The organism is Pseudomonas sp. Marseille-Q0931, from assembly GCF_940789645.1.
Lineage (GTDB): Bacteria > Pseudomonadota > Gammaproteobacteria > Pseudomonadales > Pseudomonadaceae > Aquipseudomonas.
Map to the genome: position 1 here is coordinate 524,846 of NZ_CALNWT010000001.1, position 24,261 is coordinate 549,106.

At 61.3% G+C, this 24,261-nt stretch carries 15 protein-coding genes and 1 tRNA gene; 12 read left to right on the forward strand and 4 right to left on the reverse strand.

The features are described 5' to 3' along the window. Window positions 1–26: 26 nt before the first annotated feature. The 9 genes from gyrA (at window position 27) to P3C50_RS02640 (ending at window position 14,145) form a co-directional block, all read left to right on the forward strand. Window positions 27–2,795: a DNA gyrase subunit A gene (gene gyrA, locus P3C50_RS02600; protein ID WP_275544768.1), complete on the forward strand. Its 2,769-nt coding sequence runs from the start codon at window positions 27–29 to the stop codon at window positions 2,793–2,795. Window positions 2,796–2,951: 156 nt separating this feature from the next. Then, window positions 2,952–4,037: a 3-phosphoserine/phosphohydroxythreonine transaminase gene (gene serC, locus P3C50_RS02605; RefSeq protein WP_197859337.1), complete on the forward strand. Its 1,086-nt coding sequence runs from the start codon at window positions 2,952–2,954 to the stop codon at window positions 4,035–4,037. A 1-nt stretch (window position 4,038) separates the two neighbouring features. Beyond that, on the forward strand, window positions 4,039–5,133 hold the full coding sequence (gene pheA / locus P3C50_RS02610) for a prephenate dehydratase (protein ID WP_197859338.1): 1,095 nt from the start codon (window positions 4,039–4,041) through the stop codon (window positions 5,131–5,133). Window positions 5,134–5,231: 98 nt separating this feature from the next. Then, window positions 5,232–6,341: a histidinol-phosphate transaminase gene (gene hisC / locus P3C50_RS02615; RefSeq protein ID WP_275544769.1), complete on the forward strand. Its 1,110-nt coding sequence runs from the start codon at window positions 5,232–5,234 to the stop codon at window positions 6,339–6,341. Further along, window positions 6,338–8,578 (forward strand): bifunctional prephenate dehydrogenase/3-phosphoshikimate 1-carboxyvinyltransferase, encoded by a 2,241-nt coding sequence (locus P3C50_RS02620; RefSeq protein WP_275544770.1) that lies wholly within the window; start codon window positions 6,338–6,340, stop codon window positions 8,576–8,578. Before hisC ends, P3C50_RS02620 begins: the two co-directional genes overlap by 4 nt. Then, window positions 8,575–9,240, forward strand: coding sequence for a (d)CMP kinase (cmk, locus tag P3C50_RS02625; protein WP_275544771.1), 666 nt, complete (start codon window positions 8,575–8,577; stop codon window positions 9,238–9,240). Before P3C50_RS02620 ends, cmk begins: the two co-directional genes overlap by 4 nt. 149 nt (window positions 9,241–9,389) lie before the next feature. Further along, window positions 9,390–11,072: a 30S ribosomal protein S1 gene (gene rpsA / locus P3C50_RS02630; RefSeq protein WP_021445094.1), complete on the forward strand. Its 1,683-nt coding sequence runs from the start codon at window positions 9,390–9,392 to the stop codon at window positions 11,070–11,072. A gap of 287 nt (window positions 11,073–11,359) precedes the next feature. Then, complete coding sequence (gene ihfB / locus P3C50_RS02635; protein ID WP_003243558.1) at window positions 11,360–11,644, forward strand: integration host factor subunit beta; 285 nt, start codon at window positions 11,360–11,362, stop codon at window positions 11,642–11,644. A gap of 515 nt (window positions 11,645–12,159) precedes the next feature. Then, window positions 12,160–14,145 (forward strand): nucleoside-diphosphate sugar epimerase/dehydratase, encoded by a 1,986-nt coding sequence (locus P3C50_RS02640; protein WP_275544772.1) that lies wholly within the window; start codon window positions 12,160–12,162, stop codon window positions 14,143–14,145. A 675-nt stretch (window positions 14,146–14,820) separates the two neighbouring features. Here the strand turns inward: P3C50_RS02640 and P3C50_RS02645 are convergent. Both P3C50_RS02645 and P3C50_RS02650 read right to left on the reverse strand, forming a co-directional pair. Then, window positions 14,821–14,896: transfer RNA gene (locus P3C50_RS02645), tRNA-Asn, on the reverse strand. 275 nt (window positions 14,897–15,171) lie between these two features. After that, window positions 15,172–16,368 carry an amino acid aminotransferase gene (locus P3C50_RS02650; RefSeq protein ID WP_275544773.1) on the reverse strand — a complete coding sequence of 399 codons (1,197 nt, stop codon included), beginning with the start codon at window positions 16,366–16,368 and terminating at the stop codon, window positions 15,172–15,174. A 245-nt stretch (window positions 16,369–16,613) separates the two neighbouring features. Between P3C50_RS02650 and uvrB the strand changes: the two genes are divergently transcribed. Continuing rightward, complete coding sequence (gene uvrB, locus P3C50_RS02655) at window positions 16,614–18,629, forward strand: excinuclease ABC subunit UvrB (RefSeq protein ID WP_275544774.1); 2,016 nt, start codon at window positions 16,614–16,616, stop codon at window positions 18,627–18,629. Window positions 18,630–18,946: 317 nt separating this feature from the next. On the opposite strand, the gene P3C50_RS02660 is transcribed toward uvrB, so the two are convergent. Both P3C50_RS02660 and P3C50_RS02665 read right to left on the reverse strand, forming a co-directional pair. Then, window positions 18,947–20,440: a DHA2 family efflux MFS transporter permease subunit gene (locus P3C50_RS02660; RefSeq protein ID WP_275545334.1), complete on the reverse strand. Its 1,494-nt coding sequence runs from the start codon at window positions 20,438–20,440 to the stop codon at window positions 18,947–18,949. Between the two features lie 49 nt (window positions 20,441–20,489). Next, window positions 20,490–21,539, reverse strand: a complete 1,050-nt coding sequence (locus tag P3C50_RS02665; protein WP_275544775.1) for an HlyD family secretion protein — start codon at window positions 21,537–21,539, stop codon at window positions 20,490–20,492. Window positions 21,540–21,646: 107 nt separating this feature from the next. On the opposite strand from P3C50_RS02665, the gene P3C50_RS02670 reads away from it, so the two are divergent. Together P3C50_RS02670 and gltX are read left to right on the forward strand one after the other, a co-directional pair. Next, the gene (locus tag P3C50_RS02670) at window positions 21,647–22,567 is read left to right on the forward strand and encodes a LysR family transcriptional regulator (RefSeq protein ID WP_275544776.1); all 921 of its coding nucleotides are present in this window, start codon (window positions 21,647–21,649) and stop codon (window positions 22,565–22,567) included. Between the two features lie 33 nt (window positions 22,568–22,600). Beyond that, window positions 22,601–24,082 carry a glutamate--tRNA ligase gene (gene gltX, locus P3C50_RS02675; RefSeq protein WP_275544777.1) on the forward strand — a complete coding sequence of 494 codons (1,482 nt, stop codon included), beginning with the start codon at window positions 22,601–22,603 and terminating at the stop codon, window positions 24,080–24,082. Window positions 24,083–24,261: the final 179 nt, after the last annotated feature.

Consider the following 24,261-nt stretch of genomic DNA (forward strand, 5'->3'; position numbering starts at 1 on the left):
CACCAGAAAAAGGAACCAGGCTTCTCATGGGCGAACTGGCCAAAGAAATCCTCCCGGTCAATATCGAAGACGAGCTGAAACAGTCCTACCTCGACTACGCAATGAGCGTGATCGTCGGGCGTGCGCTGCCGGATGCGCGCGATGGCTTGAAGCCGGTCCACCGTCGTGTGCTCTACGCCATGAGCGAACTGGGCAACGACTGGAACAAGCCCTACAAGAAATCCGCCCGTGTGGTCGGTGACGTGATCGGTAAATACCACCCGCACGGCGACACCGCGGTGTACGACACCATCGTGCGCATGGCGCAGGACTTCTCCCTGCGCTACCTGCTGGTCGACGGTCAGGGCAACTTCGGTTCGGTGGACGGCGACAACGCCGCGGCCATGCGATACACCGAAGTGCGCATGACCAAGCTGGCCCACGAGCTGCTGGCCGACCTGGAGAAGGAAACCGTCGACTGGGTGCCCAACTACGACGGCACCGAGCAGATTCCGGCCGTCATGCCGACCAAGGTGCCGAACCTGCTGGTCAACGGTTCCAGTGGTATCGCCGTGGGCATGGCCACCAACATCCCGCCGCACAACCTCACCGAGGTGATCGATGGCTGCCTGGCGCTGATGGATAACGCCGAGCTGACCGTCGATGAGCTGATGCAATACATCCCCGGCCCCGATTTCCCCACTGCGGGGATCATCAATGGCCGCGCCGGCATCATCGAGGCCTATCGCACCGGCCGCGGGCGCATCTACATCCGCGCCCGCGTCGAGGTCGAGGACATCGACAAGGTCGGTGGTCGCCAGCAGTTGGTGGTCACCGAGCTGCCGTACCAGCTGAACAAGGCGCGTCTGATCGAGAAAATCGCCGAGCTGGTCAAAGAGAAGAAGATCGAAGGCATCACCGAGCTGCGCGACGAGTCCGACAAGGACGGCATGCGCGTGGTGATCGAACTGCGTCGCGGCGAAGTGCCGGACGTGGTGCTGAACAACCTGTACGCCCAGACCCAGATGCAGAGCGTGTTCGGCATCAACGTCGTGGCGCTGGTCGACGGTCAGCCGAAGACCATGAACCTCAAGGACATGCTCGAGGTGTTCATCCGTCACCGCCGCGAGGTGGTGACCCGGCGTACCGTCTACGAGCTGCGCAAGGCGCGCGAGCGCGGCCACATCCTCGAAGGTCAGGCCGTTGCGCTGTCGAACATCGACCCGGTCATCGAAATGATCAAGAGCTCGCCGACCCCGGCCGAGGCCAAGCAGCGCCTGCTCGCTGCGGCGTGGGAATCCAGCGCCGTAGAGGCCATGGTCGAGCGCGCCGGCGCCGATTCCTGCCGTCCGGAAGGGCTGGATGAGCAATACGGTCTGCGTGATGGCAAGTATTACCTGTCGCCTGAGCAGGCTCAGGCCATCCTCGAGCTGCGCCTGCACCGCCTGACCGGCCTTGAGCACGAGAAGCTGCTGTCCGAGTACCAGGAAATCCTCGCCCTGATCGGCGAGCTGATCCGTATCCTGACCAGCTCAGAGCGCCTGATGGAAGTCATCCGCGAAGAGCTGGAGAAGGTCAAGGCCGAGTTCGGCGACAAGCGTCGCACCGAGATTATCGCTTCGCGTCTGGATCTGACCATTGCCGACCTGATCACCGAGGAGGAGCGTGTCGTCACCATCTCCCACGGTGGCTATGCCAAGAGCCAGCCGCTGGCTGCCTACGAGGCGCAGCGTCGCGGCGGCAAGGGCAAGTCCGCCACCGGTGTGAAGGACGAGGACTACGTCGAGCACCTGCTGGTCGCCAACAGTCACGCGACCCTGCTGCTGTTCTCCAGCAAGGGCAAGGTGTACTGGCTGCGTACCTTCGAGATTCCTGAAGCCTCGCGTACTGCGCGCGGTCGTCCGCTGGTCAACCTGCTGCCGCTGGACGAGGGTGAGCGCATCACCGCGATGCTGCAGATCGACCTTGAGGCCCTGCAGCAGAGCGCTGGCGCCGACGAGGACCTGGACGACGAAGGCGTGGTGATCGAAGGCGAAGCCACCGAGGTGGTCGAGGCCGAGGAAGTCGAAGAAGTCGAGGGCGAAACCCCTGAACTGGTCGCCGAGCCGACCGGCGCCTTCATCTTCATGGCCACCGCGTTCGGTACCGTGAAGAAGACTCCGCTGGTGCAGTTCAGCCGTCCGCGCAGCGCCGGCCTGATCGCGCTGAAGCTGGAAGAGGGCGACACCCTGATCGCCGCCGCCATTACCGATGGCGCCAAGGAAGTCATGCTGTTCTCCGATGCCGGCAAGGTGCTGCGCTTCGCCGAGAGCAAGGTGCGCACCATGGGTCGTACTGCCCGCGGTGTGCGCGGCATGCGCCTGGGCAAGGATCAGGAGCTGATCTCGATGCTGATCCCTGAGTCTGGCGCACAGATTCTCACGGCTTCCGAGCGCGGCTTCGGCAAGCGCACCGGCCTGGGCAAGTTCCCGCGGCGCGGCCGTGGCGGCCAGGGCGTTATCGCCATGGTCACCAGCGAGCGTAACGGCAAGCTGGTCGGCGCCATCCAGGTGCAGAACGGCGAGGAAATCATGCTGATTTCCGACCAGGGTACCCTGGTGCGTACCCGCGTCGACGAGGTCTCCAGTTCCGGCCGTAACACCCAGGGCGTGACCCTGATCAAGCTGGCCAAGGACGAGACTCTGGTCGGTCTGGAGCGCGTGCAGGAGCCGACACCGGTGGACGAGGACGAACTGGTCGAAGGTGAAGAGGGTGCTGAAGTCGCCGAAAGCGCCGACGCACCGGTCGCCGATGCCGAGGAAGGCAGCGAGGAATAAAGTTGGGCTCCGTGGGAAGGGCTTTAGCCGCGACTGTCGCCGCTAAAGCGCCTCCCACGGAAACTGGGATGGGTTGAGCGCAGCGATACCCATCGGCAAGCGGTGTGACATGCCATCGCCTGGTGGTGGCGTTCTGTGAATCTGAGAGAGACAGACGTGAGCAAGCGAGCTTTTAACTTCTGCGCCGGCCCGGCCGCGCTGCCGACCGCTGTACTGCAACGCGCCCAGGCCGAGATGCTCGACTGGCAAGGCAAGGGCCTGTCGGTGATGGAGATGAGCCATCGCAGCGACGAGTACGTGGCCATTGCCAGCCAGGCCGAGCAGGATCTGCGCGATTTGCTCGCTGTGCCCAACGACTACAAGGTGCTGTTCCTGCAGGGCGGTGCCAGCCAGCAGTTCGCCGAAATCCCGCTGAACCTGCTGCCGGAAGACGGCGTGGCGGATTACGTCGAGACCGGCATCTGGTCGAAGAAGGCCATCGAAGAAGCCCGTCGCTACGGCGCGATCAACGTCGCAGCCAGCGCCAAGGCGCACGACTATTTCGCCATTCCCGGGCAGAACGACTGGCAGCTGTCGAAAGATGCCGCCTACGTGCATTACTGCAGCAACGAAACCATCGGCGGTCTGCAGTTCGACTGGGTGCCGCAGGTCGGCGATACCCCGCTGGTAGTAGACATGTCCTCGGACATTCTCTCGCGCTCGCTCGATGTGTCGCAGTTCGGTCTGATCTACGCTGGCGCGCAGAAGAACATCGGCCCGAGCGGCCTGGTTGTGGTCATCGTGCGTGAAGACCTGCTCGGTCGCGCCCGTTCCAGCTGCCCGACCATGCTCGACTACAAGATCTCCGCCGACAACGGCTCGATGTACAACACCCCGGCGACCTATTCCTGGTACCTGTCCGGCCTGGTCTTCCAGTGGCTGAAGGAGCAGGGCGGCGTCGAGGCCATGGAGCGCATCAACCGCGCCAAGAAGGATCTGTTGTACAAGACCATCGACGGCAGCGATTTCTACAGCAACCCCATCGCCCATAACGCGCGTTCCTGGATGAACGTGCCGTTCCGCCTGGCTGACGAGAAGCTGGACAAGGCCTTCCTCGCCGGCGCCGATGAGCGCGGTCTGCTCAACCTCAAGGGCCATCGCTCGGTAGGCGGCATGCGTGCCTCCATCTACAACGCGGTCGGTCTGGATGCGGTCGAGGCGCTGGTGGCCTACATGGCCGAGTTCGAGAAGGAGCACGGCTAATATGTCGGAGCAGGAACTGCAGGCGCTGCGTGTGCGCATCGATAATCTCGATGAGCGCATTCTCGAGCTGATCAGCGACCGTGCGCGCTGCGCCGAAGAAGTGGCGCGGGTGAAGATGAAGGAATTGAAGGAAGGCGAATCGCCGGTCTTCTACCGTCCCGAACGCGAAGCTCAGGTGCTCAAGCGTGTGATGGAACGCAACCGGGGCCCGCTGGGTAACGAGGAAATGGCGCGGCTGTTCCGCGAAATCATGTCCTCCTGCCTGGCATTGGAAAATCCGCTCAAGGTCGCGTATCTGGGGCCGGAAGGTACATTCTCCCAGGCAGCGGCGCTCAAACACTTTGGGCACGCCGTGATCAGCACGCCGATGGCTGCGATCGACGAGGTGTTTCGCGAAGTCGCCGCTGGCGCGGTGAACTTCGGTGTCGTGCCCGTGGAAAATTCCACCGAGGGTGCGGTCAACCATACTCTCGACAGCTTCCTCGAGCATGACATGGTCATCTGCGGTGAGGTCGAGCTGCGCATCCACCACCATCTGCTGGTGGGTGAGAGTACCAAGACCGACAACATCACCCGCATCTACTCCCACGCCCAGTCTCTGGCCCAGTGCCGCAAGTGGCTGGACGCGCACTACCCGAACGTCGAGCGCGTGGCGGTTTCCAGCAACGCCGACGCCGCCAAGCGGGTGAAGAGCGAGTGGAACAGTGCGGCCATCGCCGGCGACATGGCCGCCAACCTGTATGGCCTGACCAAGCTGGCCGAGAAGATCGAGGACCGTCCGGACAACTCCACGCGCTTTCTCATCATCGGCAGCCAGGAAGTGCCGCCGACCGGCGATGACAAGACCTCGATCATCGTCTCCATGCGCAACAAGCCGGGCGCGCTGCATGAGCTGTTGGTGCCGTTTCATAACAACGGCATCGACCTGACCCGCATCGAAACCCGCCCGTCGCGCAGCGGCAAGTGGACATACGTGTTCTTCATCGACTTCATCGGCCATCACCGTGATCCGTTGATCAAGGACGTGCTGGAGAAGCTCGCCCAGGAAGCCGTGGCGCTCAAGGTGCTGGGCTCCTATCCGAAGGCGGTGCTGTAACTCCGCGTCCCTGTAGGAGCGGCTTTAGCCGCGATATTCGTGACTGAATTCGCTCCTATGAAGCCTGTGGCGCTCGGTCGAGACAATGAGGTTTTGTAATGAGTTGCGATTTCCTGACCCTGGCCCAGCCAGGCGTGCAAAAGCTGTCCCCCTACGTACCCGGCAAGCCAGTCGATGAACTGGCCCGCGAGCTGGGGCTCGATCCGGCAGGCATCGTCAAGCTGGCCAGCAACGAGAACCCGCTTGGCCCCAGCGACAAGGCGCTGGCGGCGATCCGTGCCGAGCTGGACGAGCTGACCCGCTATCCGGACGGCAACGGTTTCACCCTCAAGACCGCGCTGGCGGCGCGCTATGGTGTCGATGCCGCGCAGGTCACCCTGGGTAACGGCTCCAACGATATCCTTGAGCTGGTCGCCCGTGCCTATCTGGCGCCCGGCCTCAATGCCGTGTTCAGCGATTACGCCTTCGCGGTGTACCCCATTGCCACCCAGGCAGTCGGTGCTCAGGGCAAGAACGTGCCGGCCAAGGACTACGGTCACGACCTGCAGGCGATGCTCGCGGCCATCGATGACAACACGCGCGTGGTTTTCATCGCCAACCCCAATAATCCGACCGGTACCTGGTTCGGCCCGCAGGCGCTGGAAACTTTCCTGGCCAAGGTGCCGGAGTCCGTGCTGGTGGTGCTGGACGAAGCCTATATCGAATACGCCGAAGGCGACGAGCTGCCGGACGGCCTGGATTATCTGGCGCGCTATCCCAACCTGCTGGTTTCGCGCACTTTCTCCAAGGCCTATGGCCTGGCTTCGTTGCGTGTGGGTTACGCCATCAGCACGCCCGCGATCGCCGATGTGCTCAACCGCGTTCGTCAGCCGTTCAACGTCAACAGTCTCGCTCTGGCCGCAGCCTGCGCGGCGTTGGCCGATGCCGACTACCTTGCCGAGAGCCGTCGCCTCAACGATGCCGGCATGCAGCAGCTGGAAGAAGGCTTGCGCGCGCTGGGGCTGAGCTGGATTGCATCGAAGGGTAACTTCATCGCCGTCGACTTCGGCCGCGATACCGCTGCGATCAACCAGGCGTTGTTGCGTGAAGGTGTGATCGTACGGCCGATGGCCGGTTACCGCATGCCCAACTTTCTGCGCGTCTCCATCGGCCTGCCGAAAGAGAACGCGCGCTTTCTGGAGGCCTTGGCCAAGGTGCTGGCGGCGTGACTGTCACTGCAGTGCAATCGAACGCCCCTAAGATCGGCCGCCTGGTGGTGGTCGGCCTTGGCCTGATCGGTGGTTCCTTCGCCAAGGGGCTGCGTGAGCGTGGCCTGTGTCGGGAGGTGGTGGGTGTCGATCTGGACGCCGAGTCGCGTCGCCTGGCCGTGCAGTTGGGGGTCGTCGATCGCTGCGAAAGCGACCTGGCCGTCGCCTGTCAGGGGGCAGAGGTCATTCAGTTGGCTGTGCCTATCCTGGCCATGGAAAAGGTGCTCGCTGAACTGGCCAGGCTCGATCTGGGCAATGCCGTGCTGACCGACGTGGGCAGCGCCAAGGGCAATGTCGTGCGCGCTGCGCGCCTGGCGTTTTCCGGCAAGGCCGTGCGTCTGGTGCCTGGGCATCCTATTGCTGGGTCCGAGCAGAGCGGTGTGGAAGCCGCCAATGCCGAGCTGTTCCGCCGTCACAAGGTGATCCTGACGCCCTGCGAGCAAAGCGACGAAGCGGCGCTGGCACTGGTCGAAGGCTTGTGGCGTGAGTTGGGCGCGGACGTCGAGTCGATGGACGTGGAACATCACGACCAGGTGCTCGCCGCCACCAGCCATCTGCCGCACTTGCTGGCCTTTACTCTGGTCGACTCGCTGGCCAAGCGCAGCGAGAACCTGGAAATTTTCCGCTATGCCGCTGGTGGTTTCCGCGACTTCACGCGGATCGCCGGCAGTGATCCGGTGATGTGGCACGATATCTTCCTCGCCAATCGCGAGGCGGTGCTGCGCACACTGGACACGTTTCGCGACGACCTCGACGCCTTGCGCGACGCGGTCGTCGCCGGGGATGGGCATCAACTGCTGGGCGTGTTCACTCGTGCCCGCGTTGCCCGCGAACATTTCAGCAAAATTCTGGCCCGCAGGGCCTATGTGGACGCTATGCACTCGACCGATCTGATTTTCCTGGCAAAACCTGGTAGCAGCCTGTCCGGACGTATCCGCGTACCTGGTGACAAATCCATCTCTCACCGTTCGATCATGCTGGGTTCGCTGGCTGAAGGCACCACCGAGGTGGAAGGTTTTCTCGAAGGCGAAGATGCCCTGGCCACGCTGCAGGCATTCCGCGACATGGGTGTGGTGATCGAGGGCCCGCATCACGGTCGGGTGACCATTCATGGCGTTGGCCTCAATGGTCTCAAGGCGCCGGCCGGCCCGCTGTACATGGGCAACTCCGGTACCTCCATGCGTCTGCTTTCCGGTTTGCTGGCGGCGCAGCCGTTCGACACCACGCTGACCGGCGATGCCTCGCTGTCCAAGCGTCCGATGAACCGCGTGGCCAGGCCGTTGCGGGAAATGGGAGCGGTGATCGAGACCGGCCCGGAAGGTCGCCCGCCGCTGACCATCAAGGGCGGTCAACGCCTAACCGGCATGGATTACGAAATGCCGATGGCCAGTGCCCAGGTCAAATCCTGCCTGCTGCTGGCCGGCCTGTACGCTGCGGGCCGTACCTCGGTCACCGAGCCGGCGCCGACCCGCGATCACACCGAGCGCATGCTGCGCGGTTTCGGCTACCCGGTGAGCGTGGAAGGCAGCACCGCGAGCGTTGAATCCGGGCACAAGCTCAGCGCCACGCGCATCGAGGTGCCGGCTGATATCTCCTCGGCGGCCTTCTTCCTGGTCGCGGCGAGCATCGCCGAAGGTTCCGAGCTGGTGCTGGAGCACGTCGGCATTAACCCGACCCGTACCGGCGTGATCGATATCCTCAAACTGATGGGCGGCGACATCACGCTGGAAAACCAGCGCGAAGTGGGCGGTGAGCCGGTGGCCGACATTCGCGTGCGTGCGGCCAAGCTCAAGGGTATCGATATTCCAGAAGACCTGGTGCCGCTGGCCATCGACGAATTCCCGGTGCTGTTCGTGGCAGCAGCCTGCGCCGAGGGTCGCACCGTGCTGCGCGGCGCCGAAGAGCTGCGGGTCAAGGAGTCTGACCGCATCCAGGTCATGGCCGACGGCCTGATTGCGCTGGGCGTCAAGGCCGAGCCGACCCCGGACGGCATCATCATCGAAGGCGGCGCCATGGGTGGCGGCGAAGTCTGGGCGCATGGCGACCACCGCATCGCCATGTCCTTCAGCGTCGCTTCGCTGCGCGCCAGTGCGCCGATCCGCATCCACGATTGCGCCAACGTCGCGACGTCATTCCCCAACTTCCTCGCCCTGGCGGCTGAGGTGGGCATCAATGTCGCCGAAGAGGGCACGGTATGAGCGCCCCGGTAATCACCGTCGACGGCCCGAGCGGGTCAGGCAAGGGCACGCTTTGCGCGCTGCTGGCCAAGCAGCTGGGCTGGAATCTGCTCGACTCCGGTGCGCTCTATCGTCTGCTGGCCTTTGCGGCCGGCAACCATGGCATCGACCTGACCAACGAGGAAGCGCTCAAGCAGCTGGCCGCTCATCTGGATGTGCAGTTCATCGACAAGCGCATCATTCTCGAGGGCGAAGAGGTCACCGATGCCATTCGCAATGAGCAGGTGGGTGCGGGTGCCTCCATGGTTGCATCGTTGCCGGCGGTGCGCGAAGCGCTGCTGCAGCGTCAGCGGGCGTTTCAGGAAATGCCAGGCTTGGTGGCTGATGGGCGGGACATGGGCACCGTGGTGTTCACCGATGCGCCGCTCAAGGTTTTCCTCACTGCCAGTGCCGAGGAGCGTGCACGCCGCCGCTACCTGCAGTTGAAGGCCAAGGGCGATAATGTTAACCTCGCGAGTCTTCTCGATGAGATACGGGCACGCGACGAGCGCGACACCCAGCGTGCGGTGGCTCCGCTGAAGCCGGCAGCCGAGGCGATCGTGCTGGATTCCACCGAACTTTCCATCGAGCAAGTGCTTGAACGAATTCTGCGTGAGGTCGCCGATCGCGATCTCGCCGGGTAAGGACTTTCGGTTGCTTTAAATCGAAGAGTCCGCAAGGAGGCATGCGGGAGACCAGTCCCTGTCCCGCAGGCCTCTTTTTACTTGAACGAACCCACATGGTCTGGAATGTGGTTTGGGCGAATCCCCGCCCTTGATCAACAGGAATCAACATGAGCGAAAGCTTTGCAGAACTATTTGAAGAAAGCCTGAAATCCCTCGACATGCAGCCGGGCGCCATCATCACCGGCATCGTGGTCGACATCGACGGTGACTGGGTTACCGTCCACGCCGGTCTGAAGTCCGAGGGCGTCATCCCGCTCGACCAGTTCTTCAACGAACAAGGCGAGCTGACCATCAAGGTCGGTGACGAAGTCCACGTTGCGCTGGACGCGGTTGAAGATGGCTTCGGTGAAACCAAGCTGTCCCGCGAGAAAGCCAAGCGCGCTGAATCCTGGCTAGTTCTGGAAGCTGCGTTCAACGCTGAAGAAGTGGTCAAGGGCGTTATCAACGGTAAGGTCAAAGGCGGCTTCACCGTTGACGTCAACGGCATCCGCGCGTTCCTGCCGGGTTCCCTGGTCGACGTCCGTCCGGTGCGTGATACTACTCACCTGGAAGGCAAAGAGCTGGAATTCAAGGTCATCAAACTGGACCAGAAGCGCAACAACGTTGTCGTTTCCCGTCGCAGCGTCCTGGAAGCCGAGAACAGCGCCGAGCGCGAAGCTCTGCTGGAATCCCTGCAGGAAGGCCAGCAAGTCAAAGGTATCGTCAAGAACCTCACCGACTACGGTGCGTTCGTTGACCTGGGCGGCGTAGACGGCCTGCTGCACATCACCGACATGGCCTGGAAGCGCATCAAGCACCCGTCCGAGATCGTCAACGTTGGCGACGAGATCGACGTCAAGGTTCTGAAGTACGACCGCGAGCGCAACCGCGTATCCCTGGGTCTGAAGCAGCTGGGCGAAGATCCGTGGGTTGCCATCAAGGCTCGTTACCCGGAAAACACCCGCGTCATGGCGCGCGTCACCAACCTGACCGACTACGGCTGCTTCGCTGAGCTGGAAGAAGGCGTTGAAGGTCTGGTACACGTTTCCGAAATGGACTGGACCAACAAGAACATCCACCCGTCGAAGGTCGTCAACGTCGGCGACGAAGTGGAAGTCATGGTTCTGGACATCGACGAAGAGCGTCGTCGTATCTCTCTGGGTATCAAGCAGTGCAAGACCAACCCGTGGGAAGACTTCTCCGGTCAGTTCAACAAGGGTGACAAGATCTCCGGTACCATCAAGTCGATCACCGATTTCGGTATCTTCATTGGTCTGGACGGCGGCATCGACGGCCTGGTTCACCTGTCCGACATCTCCTGGAACGAAGCCGGCGAAGAAGCCGTGCGTCGCTTCAAGAAGGGCGACGAGCTGGAAACCGTCATCCTGTCGGTCGACCCGGAGCGCGAGCGCATCTCCCTGGGCATCAAGCAGCTGGAAGACGATCCGTTCAGCAACTACGTCTCCATCAACGACAAGGGCACCATTGTCCGTGGCGTTGTGAAAGAAGTAGACGCCAAAGGTGCCATCATTGACCTGGGCAACGAAATCGAAGCTACTCTGAAAGCCTCCGAAATCAGCCGTGACCGCGTTGAAGACGCGCGCAACGTCCTGAAGGAAGGCGACGAAGTAGAAGCCAAGATCATCAGCGTCGACCGCAAGTCCCGCGTTATCAGCCTGTCCATCAAGTCGAAAGACGTCGAGGACGAGAAGGACGCGATGAAGGAACTGCGTAACAAGCAGGACGTTGAAAGCACCGGCCCGACCACCATTGGTGATCTGATCCGTGCTCAGATGGAAAACCAGAACTAAGTTCGGGTAATTCATCGAAGAATAGGGCGGCCCTCGGGCCGCCCTTTTTCGTTTCTGTATCCCTTCAAGCCACGATCCTCTAAGGGCGCGCGCCTTGGAGAATGGCGGTTGCCCAATGATGCCGATGAGTTGGCTGGAGAGGCTTCGCTTGGAGGCATAAGGCGCCCCTTCGCACAACTAGCCCCGAAACTCGCTAACGCCTTGTTTTTTAGACTGTTCAAAAGCTGACCAGCGTGCTAAAACCAAACCGTCGAGTCTTCTAGCCGCTTGAAAAAGAAGGGAAAACCATGACCAAGTCGGAGTTGATCGAAAGAATTGTCACTCACCAAGGTCAGCTGTCCTCCAAGGATGTCGAGCTGGCCATCAAGACCATGCTGGAGCAAATGTCCCAGGCCCTGGCGACAGGGGATCGCATCGAGATTCGTGGGTTTGGCAGCTTTTCACTGCACTACCGTGCTCCGCGCGTAGGGCGTAACCCGAAAACCGGTCAGTCGGTCCGTCTGGACGGTAAGTTCGTGCCGCATTTCAAGCCGGGCAAGGAGCTGCGTGATCGGGTTAATGAGGATGAGTGATCTCAGATGGTAAGCCGGCCCGGAGGAGTTATGGTTTCGGTGTGCCAGATAAGCTTCAGTGCGAGATTGGTGAGTAAGTGCGAATCGACAGGGCGGTGAGTAAATAGCGTCAGTCACGCCGGTTACTTACACTCATCTGGCGCTTTACCTGCCGCTAAGGTGTGACATTGCCGCTTCTCGTCGTTACTTAAAAGCCTTGTTCGTTGTATAACCGTTGGTCTCAAGAGCCCCGCCGCGAGTTACCAGCAACTGGTATATATGAGCGGCGTCTGTCCAGGCGAGTGAGCACATTTCTTGATGAGCATGTTCTGCTCTAATTGCCCTTTTATTGCGTTAAGGCTTGCGCCGGAGCCTTGGGTGGAGCTCAGTATTTAATGAGGGAAAACGCCTTCACAGACTGTTTGCATAGCTGGAGAATGGCAAGGTAATCGATTGATCGGATTGGAGCTTGATTAGCTGCATCTTTCAGTATCGTTATTGACCGATTTGGCTCTATTTTTCAGTTATCCCTTAGGATGATACTAGTGCGTGAGTTTTTGATTGCTTTGCCCAGGCGGCAGAAGCGCTTTTTGCAATTGGCAGCTGACACGCTGTTGATCTGGGTTGCGCTTTGGCTGTCGTTCGCGGTTAGGTTGGGCGACTTTTTTGCAGCTAGCCCCTTTGATGGCCATGGTTGGTTGTTTATCACTGCTCCACTCATCGCGTTGCCGATCTTCATTCGCATGGGGATGTATCGGGCGGTTATGCGTTATGTCGGTAGCGACGCGCTGCTGACTATTGCCAAAGCGGTTACCTTATCGGCTCTGGTATTGGCCCTTGCTGTCTACTGGTACACCGGCCCGACGGCGGTAGTGCCTCGCTCTATGGTTTTCAATTATTGGTGGCTTAGCCTTCTGTTGTTGGGCGGCTTGCGTTTGGCGATGCGCCAGTTCTTCATTGGCAATTGGCTGGATCCGCTGAGCCAGCAGGTCGATTCTGGTAAAGGAATAGCACGAGTAGCCATATACGGTGCCGGTACTGCGGGTAATCAGCTGCTCGCCGCCTTGCGCTTGAGTGTCACGATGCGTCCCGTGGCGTTTGTGGATGATGATGCCGGGGTTGCCAATCGTGTGATCGCCGGACTGCGCGTTTATACCCCAAAGCATATTCCACAAATGATCGACGAGACGGGCGCTGATGAGATTTTGCTCGCTATGCCTTCTATCTCGCGTGCGCGCAGGCGAGATATTCTCGACAAGCTGGAGCCTTATGCTTTGCATGTGCGAAGCGTGCCGGGATTCACCGATCTGGCAAGTGGGCGGGTAAAAGTCGAGGACATCCAAGAAGTAGATATTGCTGATCTTCTAGGTCGTGATGCTGTTCCGCCTCGCCAGGATCTCTTCCAGCGCTGCATCAAGAACCAAGTGGTTTTGGTGACTGGAGCTGGCGGCTCCATCGGTTCCGAACTGTGTCGGCAGATTCTCGCGAGCGGTGCTCATGCGTTGCTGCTTTTCGAGCACAGCGAGTTCAATCTCTACAGTATTCATGGCGAATTGCAGCAGCGAATCGAGCGAGAGTCGCTGCCTATCAGGCTGGTGCCTATTCTTGGGTCTATCCGGAACTTCGAGCGTCTGTTCGACATTCTGCAGACCTGGCGTGTAAATACTGTGTATCACGCTGCGGCTTACAAGCATGTGCCCATGGTCGAGCATAACGTAGCTGAAGGGGTGCTGAATAACCTGGTGGGAACCGTCAATGCCGCGCAGGCTTCTATTAAAGCTGGCGTAGCGAACTTCGTACTTATCTCCACCGACAAGGCTGTGCGGCCTACAAATGTCATGGGTAGCACAAAGCGGTTGGCTGAAATGGTGCTTCAGGCGTTGAGCCGTGAGTCTGCACCATTGCTCTTTGGTCAGGAGCATGGTGTTCACCAAGTCAACAAGACGCGTTTTACCATGGTGCGTTTCGGTAATGTGCTGGGTTCTTCCGGGTCGGTTATTCCGCTGTTTAGAGAGCAGATCAAGCAGGGTGGGCCGGTCACGGTGACGCACCCGAACATTACCCGCTACTTCATGACCATTCCTGAAGCGGCGCAGCTCGTCATTCAGGCGGGTTCATTAGGGCAGGGCGGCGATGTGTTCGTGCTGGATATGGGGGAGCCAGTGAAGATTGCTGATTTGGCAGAAAAAATGATTCGCCTGTCAGGTCTGAGCGTGCGAGATGAGCGGAATCCTCATGGCGATATTCCGATTGATTTTACTGGACTGCGTCCGGGTGAAAAACTCTATGAGGAGTTGTTGATCGGCGACGATGTGAAACCGACCGAGCATCCGATGATCATGCGGGCGGAAGAGGATATGTTGCCTTGGGAGGATCTCAAGGCACGTTTGCAGGAATTATTGGCAGCAGTCGATGAGGATGACTATACGCGTGTGCGCGTGCTGTTGCGCGAAACGGTGCATGGTTATGTGCCTGAGGGTGAGATCGTGGACTGGATTCATCTTAGAAATCGTGAGTATTGAGCTGGAGGCCGACAGCTGGGATATAGCGTCTAGTTGAAGAGCGAGGCTATGTTTTTTCGCTTTTTTATAAACAAGGGGTGTGCCTTATGTTGAGCGCACGTCTTTTACTCTGCTGTCTGCTGTCTGCTGTCTGCTGTCTGCTGTCTGCTGTCTGCTGTCCTTGCTTCCTTCTCTCTGGCTGTAACCGCGGCTGAAACCCAAAACTGAAAATGCCGGGTCGGCCAATGCGCGGGTGGCTACGGTCAGCCTGGATGCTTCTGGTGTTGCAATACTCCAGCGTGACCTGGCGGCTCCTGGATGTACAGTGAGTGACCTAGTCGGTCCTGCTGAGGGTCCGCAGGCAATAAAAACCCAGCGGTTAGGCTGGGTTCTTGAATTTGGCTCCGCGGCCTGGACTCCACAGCGTAGCTGAACGCGCTTTAGCGCGGCCCCGAAGGGGTGAGCGAAGCGAATAACCTGGGACGTAGTCCCTGGTGAGAGTCCGCAGGCAATAAAAAACCCAGCGGTTAGGCTGGGTTCTTGAGTTTGGCTCCGCGACTTGGACTCGACAGCGTAGCTGAACGCGCTTTAGCGCGGCCCCGGAGGGGTGAGCGAAGCGAATAACCTGGGACGCAGTCCCTGGTGAGAGTCCTGCAGGCAATAAAAAACCCAGCGGTTAGGCTGGGTTCTTGAATTTGGCTCCGCGACCTGGACTCGAACCAGGGACCCAATGATTAACAGTCATTTGCTCTACCGACTGAGCTATCGCGGAACAACGGTGCGTATGTTACTGATTAAAAAGGGGAAGTCAACACTTTGTGGCGACTTCGGATGGGAGAATTCGGCGGGTTGGTGCGTGGGAGGGGCTTTAGCCGCGACGGCTGTGGTGGATCGCGGCTGAAGCCGCTCCTACAGGGTGCAGCATGCAAAGACGCTGGCTACAGGCTGAGGCCTTTGAGTCAGCAGTGCAAAAAACCTGATGGCCGCCTGGCAGCGCAAAACCTGTAGGAGCGAATTTATTCGCGAATAAATTCGCTCCTACAGCGATTACAGCACCGCGTGAATCGCGCGGGTGACGCTGTCCAGGTTGCCTTTGTTCAGCGCGGCGACGCAGATGCGGCCGGTGCCGACGGCGTAGATGCCATACTCTTCCTTCAGGCGTTCCACTTGCTCCACGGTGAGGCCGGAGTAGGAGAACATGCCGCGTTGCTCGGCAACGAAGCTGAAGTCCCGCTTGGCGCCCAGTGCGGCCAGTTGCTCGACCATGGCCAGGCGCATGCTGCGGATGCGGTCGCGCATCTCGCCCAGTTCGGCTTCCCACATGGCGCGCAGTTCAGGGCTGTTGAGCACGCTGGCGACCACGGTGGCGCCGTGGGTCGGTGGGTTGGAATAGTTGGTGCGGATTACGCGCTTGAGCTGCGACAGTACGCGAGTCGATTCTTCACGGCTGCTGGTGACCAGCGACAGGGCGCCGACGCGCTCGCCGTACAGCGAGAACGACTTGGAGAAGGAGCTGGAGACGAAGAACTCCAGGCCCGATTCGGCGAACAGGCGCACGGCTTCGGCGTCCTGCTCGATGCCGTCACCGAAGCCCTGGTAGGCGATGTCGAGGAATGGCACGTGCTCGCGCTCGCGCAGCACTTCAAGCACGGATTTCCAGTCTTCCAGCTGCAGGTCGACGCCGGTCGGGTTGTGGCAGCAGGCGTGCAGCACGACGATGGAGCGGGCCGGCAGGTTGCGCAGGTCTTCGAGCATGCCGCCGCGGTTTACGCCGTTGCTGAACGGATCGTAGTAGCGGTAGTTGTGCACCGGGAAGCCGGCGGACTCGAACAGCGCGCGGTGGTTTTCCCAGCTCGGGTCGCTGATGGCCACGGTGGCGTCCGGCAGCAGGCGCTTAAGAAAGTCGGCGCCGATCTTCAGTGCGCCGGTACCGCCCAGGGCCTGGGTGGTGATCACGCGGCCGCTTTCGATCAGGGCTGCGCCCTTGCCGAACAGCAGTTCCTGCACGGCCTTGTCGTAGGCGGCGATGCCTTCGATCGGCAGGTAGCCGCGCGGTGCGTGGGCCTCGATACGTGCCTTTTCGGCTTCTGCGACGGCGCGCAGCAGCGGAATTCGCCCCTCCTCGTTGTAATAGACGCCCACGCCAAGGTTGACCTTGGTGCTGCGGGTGTCGGCGTTGAATGCTTCGTTGAGGCCCAGGATGGGATCGCGCGGAGCCATTTCGACGGCAGAGAAGAGACTCATGATGGGTGCGGCAACTCGAGTGAGGGGTGGGAGGCCAGGCGTCCCCGACAAAAGCGCTAGGGGGCGCGTAAACGGGGCGTTAGTATAACGACCCTGAATCCAGGGGGCGACAGCGCAAAGCCCTGAATTAAGGCCTTTTGCCAGGTAATTCGACTCTACTTGGACCTATCGCCGAATCGCCCCGCAATTCATGGCTTTTGACGCAGTCCGAATCAATGCGTCACAGCCATTTGTCGAGGTACTGCATGTCCGAGTTTCAGTTAGTGACCCGCTTCAAACCTGCCGGCGATCAGCCCGAGGCGATCCGGCAGATGGTCGAGGGGCTGGAGGCCGGGCTTTCGCACCAGACCCTGCTGGGTGTGACCGGCTCGGGCAAGACCTTTTCCGTGGCCAATGTGATCGCCAAGGTGCAGCGGCCCACGCTGGTGCTGGCGCCGAACAAGACCCTGGCGGCGCAGCTCTACGGCGAGTTCAAGGCGTTCTTCCCAAATAACGCGGTGGAGTATTTCGTTTCCTACTACGAGTACTACCAGCCGGAAGCCTACGTGCCGTCGTCGGACACCTTCATCGAGAAGGACGCCTCGATCAATGACCATATCGAGCAGATGCGCCTGTCGGCGACCAAGGCGCTGATCGAGCGCAAGGACGTCATCGTGGTGTGCACCGTGTCGTCGATCTACGGCTTGGGTAGCCCCGAGGAGTACCTGAAAATGGTGCTGCACCTCGACCGCGGCGACAAGATGGACCAGCGCGCGCTGCTGCGCCGTCTGGCCGAGCTGCAATACACGCGCAACGACATGGATTTCGCACGCGCCACCTTTCGCGTGCGTGGCGATGTGATCGATATCTTCCCGGCGGAATCGGATCTCGAAGCCATTCGCGTCGAGCTGTTCGATGACGAAGTGGAGAGTATCAGCGCCTTCGACCCGCTGACCGGTGAGGTGATCCAGAAGCTGCCGCGCTTCACCTTCTACCCCAAGAGCCACTACGTCACCCCGCGCGATACGCTGCTGGAGGCGGTGGAGCATATCAAGGTCGAGTTGCAGCAGCGCCTGGAATACCTGCGCGGGGCGAACAAGTTGGTCGAGGCGCAGCGCCTGGAGCAGCGCACGCGCTTCGACCTGGAGATGATCCTCGAGCTGGGCTATTGCAACGGCATCGAGAACTACTCGCGCTATCTCTCGGGACGCCCAGCCGGCGCGCCACCGCCCACGCTGTATGACTACCTGCCGGCCGAAGCGCTGCTGGTGATCGACGAGTCTCACGTTTCGGTGCCGCAGGTCGGGGCCATGTACAAGGGCGACCGCTCGCGCAAGGAAACGCTGGTGGAATACGGCTTTCGCCTGCCGTCGGCGCTGGACAACCGGCCGATGCGTTTCGAGGAGTGGGAAGCGGCCAGCCCGCAGACCATCTTCGTCTCCGCCACGCCGGGACCTTACGAAGCCGAGCATGCCGGGCGGGTGATCGAGCAGGTAGTGCGGCCCACAGGACTTGTCGACCCCGAAGTGGAGGTGCGCCCAGCGCGCACCCAGGTCGATGACCTGCTCTCGGAAATTCGACTGCGCGTGGCAGCGGGCGAGCGCGTGCTGGTCACCACGCTGACCAAGCGCATGGCCGAGGATCTGACCGACTATCTCGGCGATCACGACGTCAAGGTGCGCTACCTGCACTCGGATATCGACACCGTGGAGCGGGTGGAGATCATCCGCGATCTGCGCCTCGGCGCCTTCGATGTGTTGGTGGGCATCAACCTGCTGCGCGAGGGTCTGGATATGCCCGAGGTCGCCCTGGTGGCGATTCTCGATGCGGACAAGGAGGGCTTCCTGCGCAGCGAGCGTTCGCTGATCCAGACCATCGGCCGCGCGGCGCGTAACCTCAACGGCCGGGCGATTCTATACGCCGACAACATGACCGGCTCGATGCAGCGCGCCATTGGCGAGACCGAGCGACGTCGCGAGAAGCAGATCGCCTTCAACGAGGCCAACGGCATCGTACCCAAGGGCGTGCAGAAGGATATCAAGGACATCCTCGAAGGCGCCGTGGTGCCGGGCGCACGCAGCAACAAGCGCAAGGGTATGGCCAAGGCGGCAGAGGAGAGCGCCCGTTACGAGAACGAACTGCGCTCGCCGAGCGAGATCACCAAGCGTATTCGCCAGCTGGAAGAGAAGATGTACGCCCTGGCGCGCGACTTGGAGTTCGAAGCTGCTGCGCAGATGCGTGACGAGATTCAGAAGCTCAGGGATCGGTTGTTGCAGGTCTGACGCCGCCATTCCCGGATTGCATCCGGGCTACGAGTGTAGAAGCGGATTTGTCCGCGAAGCTTTCCCGCGCCTATTCGCGGACAAGTCCGCTCCCACAGTGGGCAGGCGCGGCCGCCGACGGGGGCGTTCGCTGTACGGGTAGCCGGATTCGCGAGCAAAGCTCGCTCCTGCGAATGGCGGTCGGCGTTGTTGCTAATTTGCGGGAGCGGACTTGTCCGCGAAGCTTTTCCCGGACCTATTCGCGGACAAGTCCGCTCCCACGGAGACAGGGGCCGCAGCCGAAGAGTGCATTCGGGTTCGATTGATCGGGTCGTGCCTCAATGCGCCGCGCCGCCACCCGCCATGTTCTGCGGCAGCTTTCGCGTCAAAAGAATCGCCAGCATGCTTGCGCCCAGGGCGATGCCAATGAAATGGAACGCGTCGTTGTAGGCCATGATGATCGCTTGCTCATGGACGATCTGGCTTAGCTTGGCCAGCGCCGCCTGCTCGCTGCCTAAGGTTTGCGTCAGCAGGTGCAGGCGCTCTGCCACCTGTGGATTTGTCGGCACGATGGATTCGCGCAGGTAGTCGAAGTAGACCTTGGCGCGGGCATCGAGCAGGGTGGCGAGCAGGGCGATGCCGATGGCGCCGCCCAGGTTGCGCAAAATGTTGAACAGACTGGACGCGGAGCCGGCATCCTGCGGCAGGATGTAGGCTGTGGCGATCAGCGAGATGGTGACCATCACCAGCGGTTGGCCAAGCGCGCGGATAATCTGGATGTGATGAAACTGCTCGCCGGCGAAGTCCGGATTGAGCACGCCGGAGTAGAAGCTTGCCGCACCGAACAGGGCAAAGCCCAGGGCGCACAGCCACTTCGGCGAGATGACCTTCATCAGCTTGGGCACCAGCGGGATCAGGAACAGCTGCGGCACGCCCATCCACATGATCACTTCGCCGATCTGCATGGCGTTGTAACCCTGGATCTGCGCCAGGTACAGCGGCAGAACATAGATCGAGCCATACAGCCCGACACCGAGCCCCAGGCTGGAAATGCTGGCCAGGCCGAAGTTGCGCTCGCGCAGCACGCCCAGGTTGATCAATGGGTTGGGGCGGGATATCTGCAGGATGACGAACAGGATCAGGCTGACCAGTGCCACGCTGCCGAGGCCGACGATCAGCTGCGACTCCAGCCAATCCTTGCGGTGGCCTTCCTCGAGAAACACCTGCAGGCAGCCCAGGCCCAGGCCGAGGGTGACGATGCCAGCGTAGTCGGTGGTCTTCAGCAGCTCCCAGTGCGGCGCCTTCTTCTCCAAGCCGTAGAGCAGGCCGGCGATCATGATCAGGCCCGGCGGCACATTGATGTAGAAGATGTATTCCCAACCCCAGTTCTCGGTCAGCCAACCACCCAGCGTCGGCCCGATGGAGGGGGCGAAGGTAGCGGTGATGGCGAACAGGGCCATGCCCTTGGCGCGGTGATGCTCGGGCAGCTTGATCAGCGTCATGGTGAACGCCAGCGGAATCAGCGCGCCGCCGGTAAAACCCTGCAAGGCGCGGAACACGATCATGCTCTCCAGGCTCCAGGCCATGGAGCACAGCAGCGAGGCAATCAGAAAGCCTACCGACACCCACACCGCCAGGCGTCGCGCCGAGAGCAACTGCACCAGCCAAGCGGTCAACGGGATCATGATGATCTCGGCCACCAGATAGGACGTGGAAATCCACGAACCTTCCTCCAGCGTGGCGGACAGTGCGCCCTGGATGTCCTTGAGCGAGGAGTTGGTGATCTGGATGTCCAGTACCGCCATGAAGGCGCCGAGCATGGTGCTCATCACCGCGATCCAGTCGCGACGACTGGGCTCCGCCGTCGCGCGGATCAGCGCATCACCCGCCATGGTGTTCTTCGCTGCGCAGATCCACGGTGACCTCCACCGACATGCCGGGGCGGATCAGTCCGCGCAGCGGGTTGTCGGCGGCGAAGGTCAGCTTGACCGGGATGCGCTGCACCACCTTGGTGAAGTTGCCGGTGGCGTTGTCCGGCGGCAGCAGGCTGAACTGAGCGCCGGAAGCGGCGAACAGGCTATCGATGCGGCCCTCGATGGGCGTGTCGGGATAGCTGTCGAACAGCAGCTCGGCTTTCTGCCCGGGGCGCATGCGGCCGATCTGGGTTTCCTTGAAGTTGGCCTGAATCCAGATGTCCTGATCCGGCACCAGCGACAGCAGGTAGGCGCCGCTCTGCACCACCTGGCCTTCACGCGCCGAGCGTTGCCCGACCATGCCGCTGATCGGTGCGTGGATCTGTGTGCGCGAGAGGTTGAGATCGGCCTGCTCCAGGTCGGCTTGGGCGGAGAGAATGAGCGCGTCCAGGCGTTTGAGCTCGGCTTCCAGGCTGGCGACCTGTTGACGCTGCGCCTGCAGGTCGGCCTGGGCCTTGGCCACTTGCGAGCGGGCCACGCGATTGTCGGCGGCCAGGGTGGTAACGCGTTCTTCGGAGACATAACCCGGCTTGCGCAGGGTCTGGGCACGGCCAAGATCGAGCTTGGAGCGATCGAGGGTCGCCTGGCTGGCGGCAACATCAGCCTGGCTGGCGGCAATCAGGCTGGCCTGCTGGTCGAGCTTGCTCTGCGCCTGGGCGCGCTCGGCCTCATGGGTTTCCAGAGCGGCGAGGGCGCGCTGGCGAGCCAGGCGGAAATCGGCGTCTTCCAGCACGGCCAGCACCTCACCGGCTTCCACGTGCTGGTTGTCGCGCACCAGCACCTTTTCGATGCGCGCATTCAACTGGCTGGAGACACGGGTTATCTCGCCCTGTACGTAGGCGTTGTCAGTGCTCTCGTGATAGCGGCCGACCAGCAGCCATTGAGCGAGCAGGGCACCGACGATAAGGGCGAGAAGGATTGCGAAGACGAGAAGGCGGCGTTGCAGTTTTGCGGGCATGCTTGAGGCTCGGGATGCGACAAAGAAATGTAAGTAAATTTAACAGTGTTCCCTTTGTGCTAGTAGACTCTAGGCTTGGCATGCTTTGTTGCGTACGAGGAACAATCATGGGGCTGGATGACGCACTGATCTTTACCCGAGTGGTGGAATGCCACAGCTTCACCCAGGCTGCGACCAGCCTGGGCATGCAGAAGTCGACGGTGAGTCGGCGCATCGCCTTGCTCGAGGAACGTCTCGGCGTGCGTCTGCTCAATCGCACCACGCGCAAGTTGCGTCTGACCGAGGTGGGGCAGGCCTATTACGAGCGTTGCCGGCAGATCATGCTCGACTTCGCCGAGGCAGAGCAGGCGGTGATGCAGCTGCAGCGCGAGCCCTCCGGGCTGTTGCGCATCACCTCACCCATCGAATTCGGCCAGCTTTTTCTCGGGCGAGTGCTGGGCGAGTTCATGCGTCAGTACCCGCAGATCGACGCCGAGGTGGAGCTGACCTCGCGCTCGGTGGATCCATTGGAGGAGGGCGTGGACATCGCCATCCAGGTCGGTCAGCCGCAGGATTCCACCCTCATCGCGCGCAAGCTGTTCGAAAGCGGCCGGCGCCTGTGCGCGAGCCCGGCCTATCTGGCCGCGCATGGCACGCCGCGTGGCGTCGCCGAGCTGGAAGGGCACCGGGCAATTCTGTTGCAGCACGATGCGCCACGCTATTGGCCGCTGCTGGGTGAAAACCTGCCCTGTCAGCGGGTGATGACCTGCAACAACATCACCTTCGCCCGTGAGGCGACCCTGGCGGGCGCCGGGATTTCCGGGCTGCCGGTGATGATCAGTGAGGACGCGGTGCGCAGCGGACGCCTGATCGAGCTGTTGCCCGAAGCGCGCTTGCCGGTGGGCGAGGTCTATGCCATCTATCCGTCGCGGCGTTTCCAGGCGATGAAGGTCAAGACCTTCCTCGACTTTCTAATCGCCAGCCTGCCGATCACCCGCGGCGGGCTGCTGGAGCCGGGGGCCGTCGGCCTGCTAACATCGCCCGCTTGATTCAAACCTCGTGTCTTCCTTCCGAGAACATTCATGACCACCGTTCGTACCCGTATCGCGCCATCGCCGACCGGCGACCCCCATGTCGGCACCGCCTACATTGCACTGTTCAACCTGTGCTTCGCTCGCCAGCACGGTGGCCAGTTCATCCTGCGCATCGAAGACACCGATCAGCTGCGTTCGACCCGCGAGTCCGAGCAGCAGATTTTCGATGCATTGCGCTGGCTGGGTATCGAATGGGACGAAGGCCCGGACGTCGGCGGCCCGCACGGCCCGTATCGGCAGAGCGAGCGTGGCGAAATCTACAAGAAGTATTCGGACGAGCTGGTCGCCAAAGGCCACGCCTTCCCGTGCTTCTGCTCCGCCGAGCGCCTCGATGAAGTGCGCGCGCAGCAGATGGCCAACAAGGAAACCCCGCGTTACGACGGCCATTGCATGCACCTCGATCCAGCCGAGGCGCAGCGCCGCATCGACGCGGGTGAGTCGCACGTGGTGCGCATGAAGGTGCCGAGCGAAGGCGTCTGCGTGGTGCCGGACATGCTCCGTGGCGACGTCGAGATCCCCTGGGATCGTATGGACATGCAGGTGCTGATGAAGGCCGATGGCCTGCCCACCTACTTCCTGGCCAACGTGGTCGACGACCACCTGATGGGCATCACCCATGTGCTGCGTGGCGAAGAGTGGCTGCCGTCGGCGCCCAAGCTGATCAAGCTCTACGAGTACTTCGGCTGGGAGCAGCCGGCGCTGTGCTACATGCCGCTGCTGCGCAATCCGGACAAGAGCAAGCTGTCCAAGCGCAAGAACCCCACCAGCATCACCTTCTACGAGCGCATGGGCTACCTGCCGCAGGCCATGCTCAACTACCTGGGGCGCATGGGTTGGTCGATGCCGGACGAGCGCGAGAAGTTCTCGCTGGCCGAGATGATCGAACACTTCGACATCAACCGCGTATCGCTGGGCGGGCCGATCTTCGACCTGGAAAAACTGTCCTGGCTGAACGGCCAGTGGCTGCGCGAGCTGCCGGTGGAGACCTTTGCCGCCGAAGTGCAGAAGTGGGCGCTCAACCCCGAGTACCTGATGAAAATCGCGCCGCACGTGCAGGGCAGGGTGGAGACCTTCAGCCAGATCGCACCGCTGGCCGGCTTTTTCTTCTCCGGCGCGCTGAACCTGGATGCCAAGCTGTTCGAGCACAAGAAACTCTCGGCGGATCAGGTGCGCCAGCTGATGCAACTGATCCTGTGGAAGCTCGAGTCGCTGCGTCAGTGGGAAAAAGAGCGCATCACCGGCTGCATCCAGGCCGTGGTCGAGCATCTGGAACTGAAGCTGCGTGACGCCATGCCGCTGATGTTCGCTGCCATCACCGGGCAGGCCAGCTCGGTTTCCGTGCTCGATGCCATGGAAATCCTTGGTCCGGACCTGACCCGCTTCCGTCTGCGTCAGGCGCTTGAACTGCTCGGCGGCACCTCGAAGAAGGAAGCCAAGGAGTGGGAGAAGCTGCTAGCGGCCATCGGCTAAGTTGAGGCGGGCAGTTGTGGGAGGGGCTTTAGCCGCAAGGATTTGATTTTGTCGCCGCTGTAGCGCCTCCCACGGTCGGAATTCTGTTCACTTTAGAACGGTCAAATACGATCAGTCCCCTCGCCCCTCTGGGGAGAGGGTTAGGGCGGGCCGCGTTCGGAGAGGGGAAAAACTAGCAG

Coding starts and splice junctions, on each gene's coding strand:
- P3C50_RS02670 (WP_275544776.1), top strand. CDS start 21,647: ATGGGGCTGGATGACGCACTGATCTTTACCCGAGTGGTGGAATGCCAC.
- uvrB (WP_275544774.1), top strand. CDS start 16,614: ATGTCCGAGTTTCAGTTAGTGACCCGCTTCAAACCTGCCGGCGATCAG.
- pheA (WP_197859338.1), top strand. CDS start 4,039: ATGTCGGAGCAGGAACTGCAGGCGCTGCGTGTGCGCATCGATAATCTC.
- P3C50_RS02665 (WP_275544775.1), bottom strand. CDS start 21,539: ATGCCCGCAAAACTGCAACGCCGCCTTCTCGTCTTCGCAATCCTTCTC.
- ihfB (WP_003243558.1), top strand. CDS start 11,360: ATGACCAAGTCGGAGTTGATCGAAAGAATTGTCACTCACCAAGGTCAG.
- P3C50_RS02650 (WP_275544773.1), bottom strand. CDS start 16,368: ATGAGTCTCTTCTCTGCCGTCGAAATGGCTCCGCGCGATCCCATCCTG.
- gltX (WP_275544777.1), top strand. CDS start 22,601: ATGACCACCGTTCGTACCCGTATCGCGCCATCGCCGACCGGCGACCCC.
- hisC (WP_275544769.1), top strand. CDS start 5,232: ATGAGTTGCGATTTCCTGACCCTGGCCCAGCCAGGCGTGCAAAAGCTG.
- gyrA (WP_275544768.1), top strand. CDS start 27: ATGGGCGAACTGGCCAAAGAAATCCTCCCGGTCAATATCGAAGACGAG.
- P3C50_RS02640 (WP_275544772.1), top strand. CDS start 12,160: ATGATACTAGTGCGTGAGTTTTTGATTGCTTTGCCCAGGCGGCAGAAG.
- cmk (WP_275544771.1), top strand. CDS start 8,575: ATGAGCGCCCCGGTAATCACCGTCGACGGCCCGAGCGGGTCAGGCAAG.
- rpsA (WP_021445094.1), top strand. CDS start 9,390: ATGAGCGAAAGCTTTGCAGAACTATTTGAAGAAAGCCTGAAATCCCTC.